Below are 18,246 nucleotides of genomic sequence, written 5' to 3'. Positions count from 1 at the left end.
GTGGAATGGCTCAAGTATCTCGAGAACCAGTCCGCAAAACATCCCGATCCGGCCGATCCGGTTGCAACCTACAGCTTTGAGTGGATGTGGAACGAACTCGGCGTTCATAATTTGCGCCGGTAGCGGTCGGCCTCGCGCAGGAACCCCGGAAAGAATTGTAATTAAAGTAATAATAAATAATGAAGATTTTTCTTCTCTAATCCCATAAAATAAAATGAGACACTCAAGTGAAGCACGCCTTTCAAACTGACGATCTGTTCGATCCAGGCCTTCCGTTGCTGCCCGCCCTCGCGGCGACACAGCGGAAGACCGCTGCTTACCCCACCCCCCTCTGGTCAGCCCTGCCCACCGACTGGCCGCGGATTGGCGGCCGGGAATTGCCCCTGTTCGGCAATGCCGAACAGCTGCCCTCCCTGCCCGGATACGACCCTGTCGCCCGTCGCGCAATCTACGTCGCGGCGTGTGAGGGCGCCCGCGAGCTGGCCTTCCGCATTGGCATCCCGTTGTACAAGGTCGGCTGCTGCGCCCCCGATCGGGTCGATAGCAGGATGCTGGAACACAACTGTGCAGAATACGGCTCAGGCTACCTCTCGGGAAACGAACTGCGTCGTGAGCCAGGCTGGAATGCATGGTTCAGTTCCATCATACAGTTCGGAAACATCCTGCCGGCCAACGGGCCGGTCCGCCGGGAGGGCAAACTGCTCATTGTCGGACTGCCGCCCGGCCTGTCAGGCGCGCAGTTCGACCGCCAGTTCGACCTTCACATACGCCGGGGTTCGATCGACCTGTGGTCGATGACCGAAGAGGGTCGCAACCACTGCGCCGCGCGCGGAGTGAACCCTGAACTGCTACGCCGCTTCACCCGATATCCCGGCGGAAACGACATGCGCCTTGCGCCTGCCTATGAACTGGCGGCATTCAATCCCCGCTGGGCCAGTCACGCCGAGGCGCTTGTCAGGCTCGTGCATCACATCATCCTGCAGCACCTCTCCCCGAAAGCGCGCCCCAGGGGCGCCACCCTGCACTCACCCGTCATCACGCGCGGCTCTCCGCTTCCACACTCCTGCGCTGACCTGTCTGTCGCCCATTGAACGACCATTATATTTTACAGAAAGTGATAGTACAATGACCATGAACCCCAGCACAGTTGAACGGACCCATCCTGACCAGTTCGATCTGTTCGGCCTTGCCCTGTGCGCGGCCTCAACAGCCATCCCGACGCGCCGGGCGCAAGCACCGCTGCACACTGGCTGGCGCCCCTCGCCGAGCGCCCCGACGTATGCGGCGCGCCTCGAGATGGCGTCGTCTCTCCCTCCCACGCGAACCCGGGCCATTATTGTGGCCGGCTGCGGGGGGCTCGCCCAACTCGCCAGGCAGTTCCGGCGACCGATGCATCTGATCACCAGCTGCCACCCGGACGAGGTCTGGGTGACACTGAACATGCTCAGACGTATTGCCTACGGCGCCCGCCATGAGAGCAGCATGCACCTCGAGAAAGGCTGGGAAGACTGGTTTCCCATGAAGCTGGCGAGCGACACCATGACCCGCGATCATGATGCCGTTCACCGGGGGTCTCACGAGCTGCAGGTCACCCTCCCAGACTACATCTCTGACGAAGAGTTCGACAGGGCATTCTTCCTCCAGATCAGGTCGCATGCGGTCGACCTGTGGTCCGCCACGACGGCCGGAGGAAATCACTGCAGGCAACTGGACCTCGAGCCTGCTTGCCTGCGCCGCATGGCCGGGCGGGCAGACCGGGTCAGCCTGGAGGCCCTGCCGGTCCGGGAGCTTGTTCCGTTCCAGCCCGGCAATCTGCAGGACATGAGATGGCTCGAAGGAATTGCGCGTTCGATTATCTCCGCGACGCCAACAGCACGGGCGGCATAATCCGCCAGTCTCGACAGGCTCAGGGGCACAACCTCACGGGCATAGCGCTCGCACCGGCTGTTGAGCGGCTGATGTTGGCAAATTTCTCGAACACGATCTGCGCCTGGTCATCGGCCCGTTGGGCCCGGCCTGCGGCGGCTTCGGCCCCGGCGGCCTCAGGTCTGCCTCCGCCTGGTCAGCCCGCTCCGCGGCGGCGGCGACCGCCGCTTTCAGCGCTGCGACATCATCAGGAACGGGGCTGGCCATGGCTTTCCGGAGCCGAGTGAATCACAGATCAGGGCGTTTGTGGCGCGCAAAAATGCCTTCTGGCCCAACTATTTTTGCTCAGCCGGGGCTGCGGGGCCGCCAGCTGTGTTTGCGGATTGCTCCCATCAATCCCTTCGAGCAAATGGCGAAGCTGGGCTGCAGTTAAGGCAATCGCGCCGCCCTCTGTCGCAGCCCAGATGAACCGACTGCGTTCCAGCCGTTTCGCATACAGCGACATGCCGATCCTGTCGTGCTACTGGATCTTGCACAGCGCGCCGCCGCGTCCCCGGACCGTGGCCTGGCGCAACGGCAGGTCCCGACGCTGCGCAAACGTGGCCGCGAAGGCGGCTGGCCAACCCAGCGGATGGGCCGATTGCGGATGTGCTGCATGGTTTCATGGCTGTGAAGCGCCACGCTCATGTCGATGAGGTCGCGCACATGGTCGCGTGGCATGCAGGTCCACAGACGGACTTTGTCACAGGTGCCATGCACACCATCGATGGCGGGTTCGGCGCCTCACGTCCATCAACGGTCGAGGAAACCGCTCAGCACCAGGGCCAGAGCCTGGCGGGCTTTGGGGAGAACCTCGTCTGGCCGGTCGCTCGCGGCGACCCACAGTGCGGCGTTCATTGCCGCACCGTTGATGAGGCGGGCTGCTGCTTCAGGATCAGTCTCCCTGACCACACCTTCGGCCACAAGGTCTTCCAGCAGGAAGCGGGTCGAGGTCAGGCAGGCGTTCTGGCTTGGCCACTGCGACGGGTCCCCGAGAAAGGCAGGGCCATCGCGCAGTACAATCCGCTGGATTTCCGGGTCGAGGGCGAGTTCAATGTAGGCCATGCCCTCAGCCACCATGCGCTCCCAGCGCGAGGCGTGTTCCATCGCCCCGGCCGCCCGGGCGGCGCGGTCGGCCATCTCAGTGTCCACTACCGCAACCACGGCAGCGAGCAGGCCCTTCTTGTCACCGAAATTGTGGTAGAGCGCGCCCCGCGTCAGGCCCACCGAGGCGGTCAGTTCGTCCATGGATGCCGCGGCAAAGCCTTTCTCGGCAAATGCCTTGCGCCCCGCCCGGAGCAGCCGCTCCCGCGTGTCGGCCATCATCTCTGCACGTGATCTCGCCACAGCGCTCTCCTTTATATACGTCTCGTATGTCAATTGACATGCGGAGCGTATCTGTGCCTTATGTCTACATACGCAACGTATATGAATCTGTGGTACGGGCCAATGGCGCCAGGCTGCAGGCCACACGGAGATATCCGGAATGTCACATGTTACGCCTGTTTTCCCCGCTAGCCGGCACGCCCTTTATGAGCAGCATGGCTATTCGGCTGCGCTGCGCTCGGGCGACCTGCTCTTTGTCTCCGGACAGGTCGGCAGTCGCGCCGACGGCAGTCCTGTCCCCGATCTGGAAGGGCAGATCCGGCAGGCCTTTCACAATCTCCAGGCAACGCTGTCAGCGGCAGGATGCACCCTGGCGGATCTGGTGGACGTGACGACATTTCACACAAACCCGGAAGTGCAGTTTCCGGCGGTGATGAAAGTGAAGGCCGAGTTCTTCCCAAAAGCTCCTTACCCCAACTGGACGGCTGTCGGAGTCACCTAGCTCGCCGGGTTCGATTTCGAGATCAAGGTCATCGCCCGCATTCCAGTCTGATCAGGTGATTGACGGTCCGTCTCCGCCCCCCGCGCGCATCATACCGCCGCTGGCGCGTTGCCTGTGCGTGGGCCTGCACGGGAGGGATCAACCGGCAATGCCTGTCCGGAAGGCCAGGCCCCGGCGAACCAGCAACCACGCCCATGCCAGCGGGAATGCGGCACCTGCCTTGAGCAGTGCCGTCTGCAAGCTTGGGTGACGTAACGCACAAGGCGGTACACACACGTCGGTCAACGTGATTGTGCTAGGCAATTGCAGTCCGTACCCTGACGCAAATCAGGTTGTGGGGACAATTGTGCGCATTTCGACATTTTACGGCAGAGAACGCTCAGAACATGGAACTTTGAGGCGGTATGCAGCTGCGTTACTTGCCTGCTCGGCCACTGTCGGCGCGACGGAGTCGCTCGCAATCAATCTGAACGATCCAATGTCGGTTGCATTGGGTGGCGTGCAGAACTGGTATGATTCAGACAACATCTACGCATCAGTTGGCGCCATGGCTGTGGGTACGCAGACATACTGCACCGTGACACTGATCAATCGGCGCACTGTCCTCACCGCATCGCATTGCGTGACCTCGCAGCAGGGGGCGCTCAATGCCGTGGTGGCGGAGAGCGACATCCGGTTCAGCCCGGATGCAGGTGCGGACGTGACTGGCGGCACTGCGCTTTCAGGGGTGTTGCCACACCCGGGCTATGTGCCCGGAAACCGTGACGCGACCACCAATGACATTGCGCTGATCTCGTTGGCTTCACCCATCACGGCCCTGCAGCCGGTAACGCTGGTGCAGCCGGGGCAGGCACTGCCGCAGCCGGGGTCGATGGTCAGGATTGCAGGTTATGGCGCATCGGGTACGGGGACGGACCCGAATGTGTATGATGACAACCGCCGCCGCTACGCCGAGACACGCATCCTCAGTTATGGCAGTTCGCCGCTGGGTGCCAGCAACATGATCAATGTCTTTTTTGACGACCCGCATGACCCGGATGACGCCGATGATCCGGACGACGGGCCCTCCCTTGCGTGGCAGGGCCAGCCTGGCCCAGGCGACAGCGGCGGGCCCATGTTCATGGTGATGGCCGACGGCTCCCTGGTGCAGATCGGCACTGTGCGTGGGGGAGGCAACGGCTATGGCGCGATCGATGACTATGTGTCGGTGTCGCATCATCTGTCGTGGCTGGACAGCGCCAATCCGCTGCGCAGCACCACTGCGGCTCCAGGGGCCATCGCGTGGAGCGATGCGGCGGCGTGGACAGATACGCTCGGACGTCATGAGACGCCTTCCAATGTCGATGGCGAGGTCACGGGCAGTGGGGCGCTTGGGCGCTATTATGACGTGTTCGTCTCAAACGCCTCCCAACTGTCGCTGGACATGTCACCAGTCGTCGACCGGCTGATCGTGGCCAACCCGGGGGCATCGGTGATGATTCCGTCGGGCCGCTCGCTCACCGCCGTGGTGGACAGCTGGCTGGTCGACGGCCGCGTTGCCGTCATGGGGCAGCTCAACGCTGGAGCGCTGTTCCAGACAGGAGGCGCCCTGAATGGCGACGGAGCCATCGCAGTCGCCGGGGGCTACCATCACCTTGGCGGGGTGCTCGCCCCCGGCAGCGTCACGGCGCCAGGCGTGCTGACGATTTCGGGCGATTATGCGCAGTCACTCGACGCCACGCTCGCGGCGCGGGTGGATGGCGGGGGGCTGTCTGACCGCCTGGTGGTCACCGGCCATGCCACATTGGCAGGCCAGCTCAGCCTGTCGGCATGGCGTACGGCTCCAGTCGTCGGCCAGACCTTCACGGTCGTGCAGGCTGGCGTCGTCGATGGCGAATTCGCAGGGGTGCGGTCAGCCACGCTGCCTGCCTTCACCTGGGCCACACGCGTCGAGAATGGTGCTGTCGTGGTCTCGGTCTCCGGCATTGACTATGCAGACGACGTGCCGGCGCCGCGTGATCCGGACGACGTCCCAGGGCAGCGGTCAGCCGTCTCGGCTGCAGGGGTGCTGGGGCGGATCGCTGCGCGCATTCCGGTGGCGGAAGCCCTGGAGGCGGCGCAGACCGTGCAGGTGGGGTCAACGCCGTTCCCGACGACCATGGCCCTCGGCATCGCCAGCCTCAACGCCATGGATGAACGGGCTCTCGGGCTGGCGCTCGATACGCTGCCGCCATCAGGGTTCTTCGGCCAGTCCGCCTTTGCCGTCAGCACGTCGCGTCTTGTGACCAGCGCCATTACGGACCGGTTCGTCGGCTCAGGTGATAGCGCGCTTGGGTCCGGCGGCTTTTCAGCATCAGTCGGCGGGGGGGTAGACGCAGCCAGCGCCCCGTTCCAGGGAACGGGTGGAACTGGCGGGGAAACTGGCAGGACTGATCCGGGCAAGGCATCAGCAAGGCTGCCATTCGGCCTCTTTGTCTCCGGCGCGCACATGCGGAGCGGCGGGGCGGCGGCCACCGCATTCACCTCCTCCGCCATCACTGCAGGTGCAGACATCCGGCCAGTTCCTGGCCTGACCTTCGGCTTCGCACTGACATATGTCGACGACAGGCGTACCGCGGACGGCATGAGGTTTGACAGCACCGCCGTCGCTCCGTCGGTTTACGGCCAGCTCAGGCAGGGGCCATGGTTCGTGCAGGGGCATGCTGGCCATGCGCGGCTGTCGTCGGAAACCCGGCGCAGCATTCTGTTTGGCAGCCGAATGATGAGCGCCACGGCCTCGCCGAAAGCAGACCTGTGGCAGGCTGGAGTTGTCACGGGCGCCACGCTCACGGCGGCCCAGATCCCATCTTTGCCAGACGCGCTGTCTGTGACGCCATTCGTCGGGCTCGATGTGGCTCATGTTGACCTGAAATCCTACACTGAGCAGGGCGCTGGCGCGCTGGCCGTTGCAGTGGCCGGGCGCACCTACCAGGACGTGCGGGCCAGCGCTGGTCTCGAGCTGGCATGGGACATGCCCATTGGCGGCGGGCTCCTGACCACGCGGCTCCGGGCCAGCCTGACGCAGCGGTTTGGCGATATCGCTGATCAGGCTGCAGCAGTATTCGCCTTTGCTCCAGACCTGCCGTTCCAGTTGCTGGGGGCTCAGGAGGCGCGCACCTATGGGACATTCGGGGCGGCGGTGGGTTTCAGGCTGGATGAAGCGGTGTCAGCACAGGTGTCATGGCAGGGGGACGTCAGCCGTAGCGGATTCGAGGACAATCGCCTGTCGGCCCGGCTGGTCTACCGGTTTGGGGCAGGGGCCCTGTGAGACCCGCCCATGTGGGATGCCCGATCTGACATTCGAGATCACGGGCTTGAACGGGGGGCGCAGGAGTGTCACGGCAGAGATAGCGCCATTGGCCTTTGACCTTGATAAAGGTCTCGTTGAGGGCCTGTCGCAATCCATGGCGGTAGCCGCAAAGATCCCTGCGCCGCCCGTGTTTTCAGGCTTCGTTAACTTTTTGAAGTCCGAAACAGAGAGCGATCAGTTCATTCTGCCGACGGACTGTCCCGTCGCCGGCGAAGCCGAAGCCCTTGCGCAGCCACAGCAGCGCCTCGAAACCCGCGATCGTACGCCGCGCCGTCGTGAAACTGCGCAGGCAACCCGCTTTCGGCATCATCTGTTTGAGCCGGAAATGGTCGTTTTCGATCACCTGTTGCAGGTGTTTGGAGACGCGATGGGTGACATCGGCGCCCAGAAGGCCTTCCGTGGAGCCGTCCTTGATGGCCGCAGGATAGACGTTGGCCCCGTCCGTGCCGATCGTGTCCGGCCCCAGCAGCAATCCTTCAGGGCCTTTCGGAAAAATCGTTTGGCCGCTGAAAGATCGCGCTTTGCTGTCAGCAGGAAATCAACCGGCATCCCGTGCTTGTCTACGGCACGGTAGAGATAGCGCCATTGGCCTCTGACCTTGATATAGGTCTCCTCGACGCGGATCGATCCGCAATGTGGTTTACGGAACCGCCGCAGGCGCTTCTCGATCAACGGCGAGTAGGCCAGCACCCAGCGGTTGATGGTGGCGTGATCGACATCGAAGCCGCGCTCGGCGAACAGGCTTTCGAGGTCGCGGTAGCTGAGCGGATAGCGCAGATACCATGTCACCGCCTGAATGATCAGCGCTGCCTCGAAATGCCGTCCCTTGAAATCATCCCTGACGCGACGTTTGAGCTTCTCTGCGAGGGCGTTCAGGATCATGGCATCGGTCTCGGGAGCCACTTCATGACCCCGCCGGATTCAATGCAGCGTTAACGTCAGAAAGTTTGCGACAGGCCCCTTCATCCTCTGGTCACGACGACCGGTACGAACCGCGCCCCTGCCTGCCGGGCCTCGCGGCGCCACTTGTAGATCAGGCTCGTCGTCGCATCGAACCGCCGCGCGACCTCCGCGATCACCGCGCCTGGCATGATTGATGCCAGCACAATCTCTTCGCGCTCCGCCTCGCTCCAGCGACGGCGACGTTCGGATCCGGAAATAACCGCCACTTGCATGATGCTGCGCTCTTAACTGCGTCCTTATGAGCGCAGCTGCAGCGCAAGGCACTGTCACCACAAGGCGGCCTCCACCGGAGGCTTACGGATGTTGCTGCGGCCAGAAGCATTTTCCGCAACGCGCTGAAGGACTGCGCCCTGTTGGCCCCGGACAGGAGTTCACCCCCGCTCCTAATTCGTGGCGATCATCCTTGGCAGCACTTGCCTTAGCCTCGACCTCCAGGCCTTGCCACCACTACCCACCCAGGTGAGCGCCAGACGCTTAGGCCATCCGGCGCATATCGTTTCCTCAACAACCCGTGCGTCGGCGTCAATCAGAGACAGCAATACGCGGGCCGGACCTTCGGGTTTCCGACGCCAGTGTTCCCAAATACGAAGCGTAGCGGTTGAGATGCCGATGCGACCTGAGAACTCGACCTGCGACAGCTTCGTTTTCCGGCGCACGCTAGCCACGTCGATATTCATCGGGAATATGGATCCGCAAGCCTTCAACGCCCTCACCGCGGGCGGAAACCTTGGCATCTTTGATGCCCTGAGCCAGCCCCCGGAAAATCCGGGTGGTTTTTTGTTTGGGGTGACGTGAGTCTCTGTCGTTGGGCCGGCTCAGAGCATCCGGGCCGGCCGGTTCGCGCTCTTACTCAGCGAACACCTTAGTATCGGTTGGTACTTTGCCACTACTCCGCCCCGCTGCTTGCGCGAGTTCGCGGTCACGCGAAAACGACCGCTTGCTCCAGTGAACGGCGGACCCGCCCACGGTTCCGGCCTCGGAGGCTAGCAACCGGTTCTGGGAAAAGCTCCGCTTTTCTGCAGGGACGGATCAACCGCCCATACTCGCAATTTCTTTGACTTTGTCTGGAGACATCGCTTCAAAGCCGCGTGCGCGGGGCTTGGCAGTGTCTGTCATTATGGCCTCCTCTGAGTCGCCCTTGTGAGCAAGCTGACAGGAGTATGCGAGCGACCATTAGAGCTTCACTTATTTTATTGTGCAAGGCAACCATGATTTTAATTGTCTCGCTTGCTTCTTCTTAGGTAATGACACGTGAGTTTTTGGTCAGACTGACCTAGTGTTGGTCCAAGCTGCTTTTCTATTTTGGCGAAGATGTCTGAATGATCGAGCTGAAGTTCGACTTCCGCGGGCTCAGTCGGCAAGCGGCGCCCCTTGGCAAGACTAACCGCAACGTGACATGGCCCTATCATGGGCGATCAATCCGGCCTTGAAGGATGGCGGAATGCACGGGTGCGCCTGCTGTGAACTCCCGCATCGCCAGCCTCAGAACCCACCACAGGAAGCTGGACACCTCGAAGAAACCGCTTTTCGGCTGTTGTTGAGGCCCACAAAGCGTCTGGTGCGCGCTGATCGGGCGTCTCACTTGGCCTGATTGTCGGCTTTGGCCGTCAGAAGTGGCCCGTTGCCCTCATGCGGGCGCACTTCTCCCCTCGAGCCAGACCAGCCGGGTAAAGTTGTATGCCAGATTGGCCATGCCGATCTTCAGCCGGGCCCGCGCAAGGCCAACGGTCCGGATCACCAGACCCATACGATGCTTGAGAGCCGCAAAGACGTGTTCAACCGGCGCACGTATCACCGAGCGCCGCGCATTGGCCCGTGCAATATGCGCGGGCATTGCACGGCCCTTCGGCTTCTTGCGGTGGATGTGGCTGCGGAACAGGCCATCCGCCAGAAACGCTTCATTCTTCTTCGAGCGATAGGCGGTGTCCGCCCAGACGCCCGAACCCGTATTGTCCTTGCTGACGAGGGCGGGCAGGCGCGCGCCGTCATGGGCATTGGCCGCGCTGGCGTCCCACGTCCTGATGAACCGATGCGCCCGGTCGATGCCAACGTGGTTCTTGTAGCCGAACATGGGAACGGCAAGATCGACCGGCCTGAAGGCAGCCGGGTCGGCATCATCCTTCACCTTCGCCTTGCTGTACTTGATGCTCCAGCGCGCATCCCGGTCCTTCTGGCGCAGCTTCGCGGGCTTGTCCTTCCAGTCCTCCGAGACGTCCCTCACGGACATCCTTCTTCTCGCCATCGGTATTGCGCTGGCGCGGAGCCGGAACAACTGTGGCGTCGATGATCTGCCCGCCCATGGCGACATAGCCCCGCTCGGTCAGGGCGGTGTCAAAGCGCGCGAACAGGCTGTCGATGGTGCCCGCCTTCACAAGGCGATCCCTGAAGAGCCAGACAGTTGTAGCGTCAGGCACGCTTCCATCGAGGCCAAGCCCCAGAAACCGCTGGAAGGACAGGCGGTCACGGATCTGGAATTCCGTGGCCTCGTCCGACAGCGAATAGAGCGCCTGCAGGACAAGGATCTTGAACATCATGACCGGGTCGTACGGAGGTCGCCCGCCCTTGCCCCTCGTCGCGCGGTGCAGGGCGCCGACCAGCGGCGTCCGGAACGTCTCGAAGTCGACAACTGACGCCAGCCGCTCAAGGGGATCACCTGCTGCGCTCAGCGCCGCATAGCGATCCGCAAGATCAAAGAAACCGGGCTGACTGGCCATCGACGCCTCCAAAATCTGACCGCATCAGTTTCGCGTCATCAGCGCAAAACCGCCAGGTTTTTCGAGGTGTCCAGCTGGGCGCGCCTAGGCCGCAGAACGTCAGGTCAGTTCGAACTGGCCTCGCGTCCGGCCTCCACACGCGAGTTCAGACGGGGGCGGGGTGCCGCGGACACGCTGTGGCACGCTAGGGGATGCGGCCAGTTTCTGGACGGCGAGCACAACCTCCAGCCGATTGCGGGCGTTAAGTTTTTGCATCAGCAGAGTCATGTAGCCTTTGACCGTCTTTTCGCTCAACGACAGCGCCGCCGCGATCTCCCGGTTGCGCTTACCGCAGAGTAACAGTCCGACGATCTGCGCCTCCCGCACGTTCAGGAGGGCGGCTGTCTCAAGCTTGCGGGCCTGCACCCGTCCGTGCAAGGCGTCGATGACCTTGGCCGCAAAGGAGGGGGTGATGTAGACCTCGTCACGACAGGTGGCGCTGATCGCCTCCAGCAGGCTCTCCGGCGGGCTGCCCTTCAGGACCCAGGCCCGGGCACCGGCTTCGAGCGCGCGAACGGCCTGGTCAAGGTCAGTCGAGGCTGTGTAGATCACAATCTTCATGTCGGGCGACAGCGCTGACGCTTCGGCAAGCGCAGCAATACCATCTCCTTCAATATTGAGGTCCATCACCAGGACAGATGGATGATAACGCGAAGCAATGGCGGATATATCGCTCGCGCTCGCGCCTGCTGCCTCTAGCCTGAATACGGGACTGTCCTGCAAGATATGCGATAGGCCCTGCACCAGCAGAGGGTGCCGGTCAACAACCGCAACAGTCTTACGGTGCATGTGTACCCCCTGTAGCGATGGATGCTCATTACTTGCTTATGTTCAATGTAACTGCCGACAACCGAATGCGAACAAACAATTGGGATAGTCCAGGGATCGGGGGCCTACTTCCATTGCCGTAGGAGCCATGCAGCCATATCCCCTTCCGGCCAGTCACCGCCCTCCTTTTCGGTAAGGCCCAGCAGCAGTGACGCAGCGTCAGGAGACACATAGAAGGCCTGGCTGCTGGCGGCGTAGAAGGCCCTGAGTAGTTCCACATCCGCCGTGCGCTTGAGGACGTAGCCCCGCGCCCGGCAGGCGAGCGCGCGCCGGATGGCCGCAGCTTCCTCAACGTCCGTCAGGATGATGGCCTTTGTCTGCGGAGACGTTCGGGAAGCCATGAGGATTTCCTGTAAGGGATCGCCCGCCATGCCAATTTCCACCACGAGAAAATCCGGGCGGCTTCCAGCGCAGATCGCCGCGATATCGCTTGTAGCGGTTCCGATCGCTACGACGTCGAAGCGGTCGCCCAGCGACAACAGCGCCCTGACGCCCTCCGAGTGCACGGGATTGGGATCCACAATGCCAACCACCATTCTTTTCATCGCGCCGCCCCCCGCTGTGCAATGGCGCCCTGTTCGGGCTGTCCGCCCCATGCCCCCTCGCCCCATGGCGCAGTCTGGGGGCGCAACGACCTCAGATCGAGGCAGATCGGGACGCGACCGGCTGCGCCGACACCCCGATGCGCAGGGTGCGACCCATGAGCTGCGCCGGGGCGCCATGTGATGTGGCCGGTGAGCCGGTCTTGTGGTGAAGCTGGGGGCCCGTCGTCCCGGCTACACCAAACGCGCGCACGGCCAAGGCTGGCGCTTTGCCGGAAAGCGGGTCCGCCCCGCACGCGAGGCGCGCCGCCTTGCGCTGTTACCTCTCCGTGAAAGCGCGGCTCACGTGATCGAGGAATGGCTTTGTCAGATAGGACAGTGCCGTGCGTTCTTCCGTTGTGATCATCACTTCAACCGGCATGCCGGGCACCAGCTTGTGGTCCTGAAGCGCGGCAGGGGCGCCCTCTACCTGCACCTCCGCCACGTAATAGCTCTGCCCCGTCGCCGGGTCGCGTGTGGTGGCGGGCGAGACATGGCTCACTTTGCCGGGAATTTCCGGCGTCGTGTTGCGGTTGAAGGCGGGAAAGCGCAGCCGCGCCGTCTGTCCTGGCCTCACCTGATCGATATCCACGGGCGCAATACGCACCTCGACCATCAGCTTTGCGCCCATGGGGACTATGGTTGCGAGACGCGCCGCTGGCGAAATGACGCCGCCGACCGTGAAGACGCTCATTTCATTGACCTTGCCAGCGATCGGCGCGCGGATCTCCGTGCGCGACAGGCGGTCTTCATTGGCGACGCGCCGCTCGTGCAGTTCCGCCAGCTTCGCCTCCACCAGCCGCAGCTCGCGCTGCGCTTCGGTGCGGGCCGCATCGTCAATGGCGATGATCTGCAGGCGGGTTTCGCTGATGCGCAGCCGGGTACGCGCCAGCGCCGCCTCGATCTCCCCCTGCTCGCCCAGCAGCCTGGTCCATTCCCGGTTGATGTTGAACACGCGGGTGCCGTCAATGTAGCCTTTGGCGAACAGGCCCAGAAACTTGTCGCGCTCCAGCTGGACAAGCCGCAGTTCCTCGGTCTTGGCGACGCGGCGCGACTCCAGCCCCTTGGCTTCCTCGCCCAGCTGGACAATGGCGATCTCAAGCTGCTCCTTGCGGCTCTCCCGGTTGGTTAGGTTGCCGATGAACAGCCGGGTTTCGCCCTGCATGATGTCCGCCTCGGCTGAATAGTTAGCCAACTCAGCGGGAAAACTGACGCTGGCCTGCCCGTCGCGTTCTGCAGTCAGGCGCGCGGCCCTGGCCAGATTCTCGGCCAGTTGCGAGCGGATGATGGAGAGCTCAGCCCGGGTCTGCACGTCATCAAGGCTGAACAGCACCTGCCCCTCGCCCACCTGGTCGCCCTGGCGGATGGCGATGGAGCGGATGATGCCGCCGTCACGGTGCTGCACCTCCTTCAGGTTCTGGTCCACCTTGACGGCGCCCTGGCCAACCACCGCGCCATTGAGATTGGCGGAGATCGCCCAGCCGCCGAAGCCCGCGACCAGCAGCGTGGTCAGCAGGGCGCCAGCGAGAACATGGGCTCCAAGCCGCAGATCGCCTCCTTTGCTGCGCCGGGTTCCGCTCGCACGTGGAACGGAATACTGGTGTTCCGATGTGTGGGCTTTCATGGGCTTGCCCTCCGTCACCGCCTGTCGCGGGATCGTTTGTTGATTGTTCAGATGTAATAGAGGCGATGCTCGCCATGAATTTCGATGGAGTAGGCAATAATTTCCGCCTGCTCTGCGTAAACATCGACATACGTCTTCCGGTCATCGTCATCACCTTCAATGCGAAATCGGAAGGGACGATTGTCGACGGGCTTTTCACCATAGATGTCGCGAAACGGATCGGAAGGCTCCCGATCCTTGTTTCCGATGCTATAGATCTCGTATTGCTGGACGATGATCCGGTCGCCCTCCTGCAGATCGAGGATCTGGTGCGTGAGCCCGGCGCCGGCGCTGGCGGATGACGTCTGGAACTCAAAGGTGTCGGCGCCGTCGCCGCCTGTCAGCGCCATGGCGCTCAAGCCAACGGTGAAGTGGTCGTCGCCTGACCCGCCAATGATGGCCTCAAAGCCGCGAATGGCGTCGTCGCCAGTCTCGGCGCTGCGGGCCATATTCTCATCCAGGTCCACCGCGACGCCGTGGGTAGCGCGCGAGAGATCGAGGACGTCATAGCCGTCGCCGCCATCAAGACAGTCGTCGGCGCCGTCCAGCGCCAACACCACCACATCATCGCCGCAGCCGGCGCTGACGATATCGCAGCCGGCGCCGCCATCGAGCACATCGTCGCCGGCGCCGCCGGACAGGGTGTCCCTGCCCTCGCCGCCGATCAGGATGTCATTGCCGGCGTCGCCAAAGAGCGCGTCGTCCCCGTCGCCGCCATGGAGAATGTCGTCGCCAGCGCCGCCCCGGGCCCCATCGTCGCCGTCGCCGGCCAGCAGGACGTCGTTGCCAGCACCGCCGTCCAGGTCATCCGCGCCAGCGCCAGCGTCGAGCAGATCGTCGCCAGCGCCGCCGCGTAGCACGTCGTCGCCCGATCCGCCCGCCAGCGTGTCGTCGCCATTGCCGCCATCGAGAAAGTCGTCGCCGCCATGGCCGAACAGGGTGTCGTCGCCGTCTTCGCCGGAGAGGCGGTCGTCGCCATCGCCTGCGGCGGCCGTATCATTGCCGCCGCCGAGACGTACGACATTGCGGCCGTGCCCGAGTTGCACATGGTCCTCGCCGTCGCCGCCGGTGACGGTATTATTCCCGTCCGCGGCCGTGATGCGGTTGCGGCCAGAGCCTGTGACGATGATGTTGTCGCCCGCGCCGCCGTCGATGACATTGTCGCCATCGCCTGCATAGATAATGTCATCTCCATCGCCGCCTGTGATGTCATTATTGCCCGAGCCCGCCACGATGTGGTCATTGCCCGCGCCGCCATGCAACTGGTCCTCGCCGTCGCCGCCGTCGATCGCGTCATTGCCATCGCCGCCCTCGATGTGATCGTCGCCGTCGCCGCCCGAGAGCGTGTCATCACCAGCGTCGCCGTAGAGCGTGTCGTTGCCGTCGCCACCTGAGAGTTCGTCGTCGCCGGCGCCGCCAACCAGCAGGTCATCGCCCGCTTCGCCAAACAGACGATCACTGCCGGCCTCACCATAGAGGCGGTCATTGCCCACCCCGCCATGGATGACGTCATGACCGCTGCCGCCATAAACGAGGTCGTTGTCCGCGCCAGCGAAGATCAGGTCATTTCCGGCGCCGCCACGAATGAGATCGGCGCAGTCAGTGCCGGTGAGGACATCGTCGCCAGCCGTGCCGTCGAGTTCAAGAAACTCGACCACCCTCACCACGGCGGTCTGGGCGACTGTCGCGATACCGTCGGTCACGCCATAGGCGATGACCACCTCGCCGTAATATCCGGCAAGCGGCCGGTAGACCCAGCCAGTTTCGGTCCGGATGATCTCGCCGGACGAGACTTTGATGTCCGTTACGGTGAGCACGTCGGCGTCCGCATCCGTCGCGCCCGTCAGCAGCAGCGTGGCGCTGAGCGCCAGCGGCAGGCACACGCCGATATCGCCAAGGTCAAGCCGCGACGTGACGCGCGGCGCGCGATTGCCGGTGCGTGGCCCCTCACTGTCATCGTCCTCTTGTCCGGCGGGTTCGCTGGCGTCCGCGCGCGCCCTGGCTACGGGCCTGGGCGATGCGTCGGCGGTGTTTCCCCGACCGGCCTGCCCGTTCTCGACCAGTCGCAGGCCGACGCCCTCCCCGCCCGCCGCGCCACCGCCGGACGGGACCGCCGAACTGCTGGGGGCGTGACCATTGTCATTGCTCACCGCGCCGATGCTATAGTTCACCATGGGGTTCGACAGGTTTAGAACCGGCAGCCGGCCGTAGTCGATGGGCGGGCTGTCGACCACCAGAAATCTCAGTGGCTGTGGAGGCGGGTCGCTGTCGCCGGAGGAGCCCACCCGTTGCGCGGCGACGGTCCCGTCGTCGCCGGCGCCCGTGTCGCCCATGGCCTCTCCAGGAGCCGCCGCCATCTGCAGGCCGGCGGGGGCCGTCCGAGCATCGGCGTCATCCGGCGCCGATGACTCGTCCTGGAGGTCCGGTTTCGCCTCGGCCAGGAACAGCGCGCGCAGATAAGTCGCGAGGGCGAGAATGGCGGCAGCAGCGACATAGGGCCAGCGCGATTTTCGAGGCGCTTCCCGCAGTTTGCGATAGGTTTCCTCGGCAGTGGGCGCGCGCTTGCCAGCGGGTCTGCGTGACTTGATCCCGATCATGCCGGCGCCCTCCTGCGCAGATTGCTCGCGAGATTGAGACCGCTGACCGCAGGCATGCGCGGCGCGGCAGGCTCTTCGGTTCCGGCGGCTGCTGGCTGCCTGAGGCCCGGCCTGAGGATAGCGTCTTTGGGCCCAAGGCCGGCGAGCTTGCCATTCTGGATGACCGCCACGAGATCAACCGCCGCGAGAGCGCTGGGACGGTGCGCCACCACGATGGCGACGCCGCCGCGCGCCTTGACGCCCTCGATGGCCCTGGTGAGCGCCGCCTCGCCGTCGCCGTCGAGATTGGAGTTGGGCTCATCCATCACCACAAGGAAGGGATCGCCATAGAGCGCGCGGGCGAGGCCGATCCGCTGGCGCTGGCCGGCGGAAAGCGCGGCGCCATTCGGGCCGAGCTGGGTCTGGTAGCCGTCGGGCAGCGACACGATCATGTCGTGGATGCTGGCGGCCTGCGCCGCGGCGACGATGGCGGCGGCGTCCTGGCCAGCGTTCAGCCGCGAGATGTTCTCGCCGATGCTGGCGTCGAGCAGGCTGACTTCCTGCGGCAGATAACCGATGTGGCGGCCTATGGCCTCTTCCGGCCACTGGTCCAATTGAGCGCCGTCGAGCCGGACCGAGCCGCGCAGGCACGGCCAGATGCCGGTGAGCGCGCGCATCAGCGTGGTCTTGCCGCCGCCGCTGGGACCAATGACGCCGAGCGCGGTCCCTGCGGTGACTTCAAAGCTGACGTCGCTGATCAGCACCTGGCCAGTCCCGGGCGCCGCCACGGTGATGCGGTCGACCTTGAGCGACTGGCGCGGCGCCGGCAGCTCCATGGGCTCCACCGCCTTGCCCAGCGCCACCACGGTGTCGCGGATACGGGCGAAGGCCTGACGGGCCGACACGAAGGACTTCCAGTTGCCGATGGCGAGGTCAACCGGCGCCAGCGCCCGGGCCGCAGCCACGGAAGCGGCGATGATCGCGCCGGCCGACAGTTCGCCCTTGATGGTCAGATAAGCGCCGAGCCCAAGGATGGCCGATTGCAGGATCATGCGCAGCACGCGGGAGATGGCGCCCACGGTTCCGGCAACGTCGCTGGCGCGGGTCTGCAGGGCGAGATGCTCCCGGTTCAGCCGGTCAAAGCGCGCCACGGCGCGGCCGGCGAAGCCCATGGCGCGCACGACCTCGGCGTTGCGGGCGTGGCTTTCAGCGATGGTGTTGCGGGCGATCGCCGCCTGCCGCCAGCTGTCGCTGGCGCTGCGGGCCAGCACCTCGCTCAGAACGGTGAGAAGGGCCAGGGTCACCGCGCCGGCCAGGGTCATGGCGCCCAGCCAGGGATGGAGGAAATAGACGAAGGCCAGATAGAGCGGGATCCACGGCAGATCAAACAGGGCGCCGGGGCCCTGACTGCCCAGAAAGCCGCGCACGGTGTCGACGTCGCGACCACGTTCCAGGGCCTCGGCACTGGAGAAGCCGAAGCGCGGCATATCGATGGCCACCCGGTGCGCCAGCGGGGCAATGTCGCGGTCCAGTCGGCCGCCGACCCGCACCAGAACCTGGGAGCGGATGATGTCGAACCCGCCCTGAAACAGATAGAGGCCGATGGCCAACACCGACAGGGCGGCGAGCGTGGGCACGCTGCCGCTGGTCAGCGCCCGGTCATAGACCTGCAGCATATAGAAGGAGCCGGTCAGGGCGAGGACGTTGATCAGCCCCGAGATCATGAACAGGAACGGCCCAAGACGGCGAAGGTCCCTGGTCAGCACGGCGCTGTCATATCTGCGCCCCTGGGAGTGGTTGGAGGAGATGGCCATGGCGGGG

14 protein-coding genes and 2 pseudogenes are annotated in these 18,246 nt (G+C 64.1%); 5 read left to right on the top strand and 11 right to left on the bottom strand.

Going from position 1 to position 18,246, the window contains the following annotated elements:
* Positions 1-227: 227 nt before the first annotated feature.
* Together AC6A67_RS13670 and AC6A67_RS13665 are read left to right on the top strand one after the other, a co-directional pair.
* On the top strand, positions 228-1,091 hold the full coding sequence (locus AC6A67_RS13670; protein WP_498037105.1) for a hypothetical protein: 864 nt from the start codon (positions 228-230) through the stop codon (positions 1,089-1,091).
* Positions 1,092-1,125: 34 nt separating this feature from the next.
* Positions 1,126-1,887: a hypothetical protein gene (locus tag AC6A67_RS13665; RefSeq protein ID WP_498037104.1), complete on the top strand. Its 762-nt coding sequence runs from the start codon at positions 1,126-1,128 to the stop codon at positions 1,885-1,887.
* A 274-nt stretch (positions 1,888-2,161) separates the two neighbouring features.
* Here AC6A67_RS13665 and tnpB read toward each other — a convergent pair whose 3' ends face one another.
* Entirely contained in the window at positions 2,162-2,377 is a 216-nt protein-coding gene (gene tnpB, locus AC6A67_RS13660) for an IS66 family insertion sequence element accessory protein TnpB (RefSeq protein WP_498037107.1), read from the bottom strand.
* A 281-nt stretch (positions 2,378-2,658) separates the two neighbouring features.
* Positions 2,659-3,252, bottom strand: a complete 594-nt coding sequence (locus AC6A67_RS13655; protein WP_498037103.1) for a TetR/AcrR family transcriptional regulator — start codon at positions 3,250-3,252, stop codon at positions 2,659-2,661.
* A 139-nt stretch (positions 3,253-3,391) separates the two neighbouring features.
* Here AC6A67_RS13655 and AC6A67_RS13650 point away from each other — a divergent pair, with 139 nt between their 5' ends.
* Positions 3,392-3,733 carry a RidA family protein gene (locus tag AC6A67_RS13650; protein WP_498037102.1) on the top strand — a complete coding sequence of 114 codons (342 nt, stop codon included), beginning with the start codon at positions 3,392-3,394 and terminating at the stop codon, positions 3,731-3,733.
* Positions 3,734-4,211: 478 nt separating this feature from the next.
* Positions 4,212-7,019, top strand: coding sequence for an autotransporter domain-containing protein (locus AC6A67_RS13645; RefSeq protein ID WP_498037101.1), 2,808 nt, complete (start codon positions 4,212-4,214; stop codon positions 7,017-7,019).
* 175 nt (positions 7,020-7,194) lie between these two features.
* On the opposite strand, the pseudogene AC6A67_RS13640 reads toward AC6A67_RS13645, so the two are convergent.
* Together AC6A67_RS13640 and AC6A67_RS13635 are read right to left on the bottom strand one after the other, a co-directional pair.
* Positions 7,195-7,943: pseudogene (locus AC6A67_RS13640) on the bottom strand (IS6 family transposase).
* 80 nt (positions 7,944-8,023) lie between these two features.
* A complete protein-coding gene (locus tag AC6A67_RS13635; protein ID WP_498037100.1) occupies positions 8,024-8,236 on the bottom strand; it encodes a transposase in 213 nt (70 codons plus the stop codon).
* Between the two features lie 397 nt (positions 8,237-8,633).
* On the opposite strand from AC6A67_RS13635, the gene AC6A67_RS13630 reads away from it, so the two are divergent.
* Positions 8,634-8,819: a hypothetical protein gene (locus AC6A67_RS13630; protein WP_498037099.1), complete on the top strand. Its 186-nt coding sequence runs from the start codon at positions 8,634-8,636 to the stop codon at positions 8,817-8,819.
* Positions 8,820-9,053: 234 nt separating this feature from the next.
* On the opposite strand, the gene AC6A67_RS13625 is transcribed toward AC6A67_RS13630, so the two are convergent.
* The 7 genes and pseudogenes from AC6A67_RS13625 to AC6A67_RS13595 form a co-directional block, all read right to left on the bottom strand.
* Entirely contained in the window at positions 9,054-9,140 is an 87-nt protein-coding gene (locus AC6A67_RS13625) for a KGG domain-containing protein (protein ID WP_498037106.1), read from the bottom strand.
* A gap of 511 nt (positions 9,141-9,651) precedes the next feature.
* Positions 9,652-10,738: pseudogene (locus AC6A67_RS13620) on the bottom strand (IS5 family transposase).
* A gap of 99 nt (positions 10,739-10,837) precedes the next feature.
* Positions 10,838-11,566 (bottom strand): LuxR C-terminal-related transcriptional regulator, encoded by a 729-nt coding sequence (locus tag AC6A67_RS13615; RefSeq protein WP_498037098.1) that lies wholly within the window; start codon positions 11,564-11,566, stop codon positions 10,838-10,840.
* A gap of 104 nt (positions 11,567-11,670) precedes the next feature.
* On the bottom strand, positions 11,671-12,141 hold the full coding sequence (locus AC6A67_RS13610; protein ID WP_498037097.1) for a response regulator: 471 nt from the start codon (positions 12,139-12,141) through the stop codon (positions 11,671-11,673).
* Between the two features lie 325 nt (positions 12,142-12,466).
* A complete protein-coding gene (locus AC6A67_RS13605; RefSeq protein WP_498037096.1) occupies positions 12,467-13,810 on the bottom strand; it encodes an HlyD family type I secretion periplasmic adaptor subunit in 1,344 nt (447 codons plus the stop codon).
* A gap of 47 nt (positions 13,811-13,857) precedes the next feature.
* Positions 13,858-16,446 (bottom strand): calcium-binding protein, encoded by a 2,589-nt coding sequence (locus tag AC6A67_RS13600; RefSeq protein WP_498037095.1) that lies wholly within the window; start codon positions 16,444-16,446, stop codon positions 13,858-13,860.
* A complete protein-coding gene (locus tag AC6A67_RS13595) occupies positions 16,443-18,239 on the bottom strand; it encodes a type I secretion system permease/ATPase (protein WP_498037094.1) in 1,797 nt (598 codons plus the stop codon). Before AC6A67_RS13595 ends, AC6A67_RS13600 begins: the two co-directional genes overlap by 4 nt.
* Between the last annotated feature and the right edge of the window lie 7 nt (positions 18,240-18,246).

It is taken from the genome of Camelimonas sp. FR25 (genome assembly GCF_059740505.1).
Note: the sequence above shows the minus strand (reverse complement) of the source record. Positions and strands in the feature narration are given on the sequence as shown.

Excerpts from the sequence above, each read along its gene's own strand:
- AC6A67_RS13650 (WP_498037102.1), top strand. The coding sequence starts at position 3,392 with ATGTCACATGTTACGCCTGTTTTCCCCGCTAGCCGGCACGCCCTTTAT.
- AC6A67_RS13630 (WP_498037099.1), top strand. The coding sequence starts at position 8,634 with ATGCGACCTGAGAACTCGACCTGCGACAGCTTCGTTTTCCGGCGCACG.
- AC6A67_RS13635 (WP_498037100.1), bottom strand. The coding sequence starts at position 8,236 with ATGCAAGTGGCGGTTATTTCCGGATCCGAACGTCGCCGTCGCTGGAGC.
- AC6A67_RS13645 (WP_498037101.1), top strand. The coding sequence starts at position 4,212 with ATGTCGGTTGCATTGGGTGGCGTGCAGAACTGGTATGATTCAGACAAC.
- AC6A67_RS13595 (WP_498037094.1), bottom strand. The coding sequence starts at position 18,239 with ATGGCCATCTCCTCCAACCACTCCCAGGGGCGCAGATATGACAGCGCC.
- AC6A67_RS13625 (WP_498037106.1), bottom strand. The coding sequence starts at position 9,140 with ATGACAGACACTGCCAAGCCCCGCGCACGCGGCTTTGAAGCGATGTCT.
- AC6A67_RS13665 (WP_498037104.1), top strand. The coding sequence starts at position 1,126 with ATGACCATGAACCCCAGCACAGTTGAACGGACCCATCCTGACCAGTTC.
- AC6A67_RS13605 (WP_498037096.1), bottom strand. The coding sequence starts at position 13,810 with ATGAAAGCCCACACATCGGAACACCAGTATTCCGTTCCACGTGCGAGC.
- AC6A67_RS13615 (WP_498037098.1), bottom strand. The coding sequence starts at position 11,566 with ATGCACCGTAAGACTGTTGCGGTTGTTGACCGGCACCCTCTGCTGGTG.
- AC6A67_RS13610 (WP_498037097.1), bottom strand. The coding sequence starts at position 12,141 with ATGGTGGTTGGCATTGTGGATCCCAATCCCGTGCACTCGGAGGGCGTC.
- AC6A67_RS13600 (WP_498037095.1), bottom strand. The coding sequence starts at position 16,446 with ATGATCGGGATCAAGTCACGCAGACCCGCTGGCAAGCGCGCGCCCACT.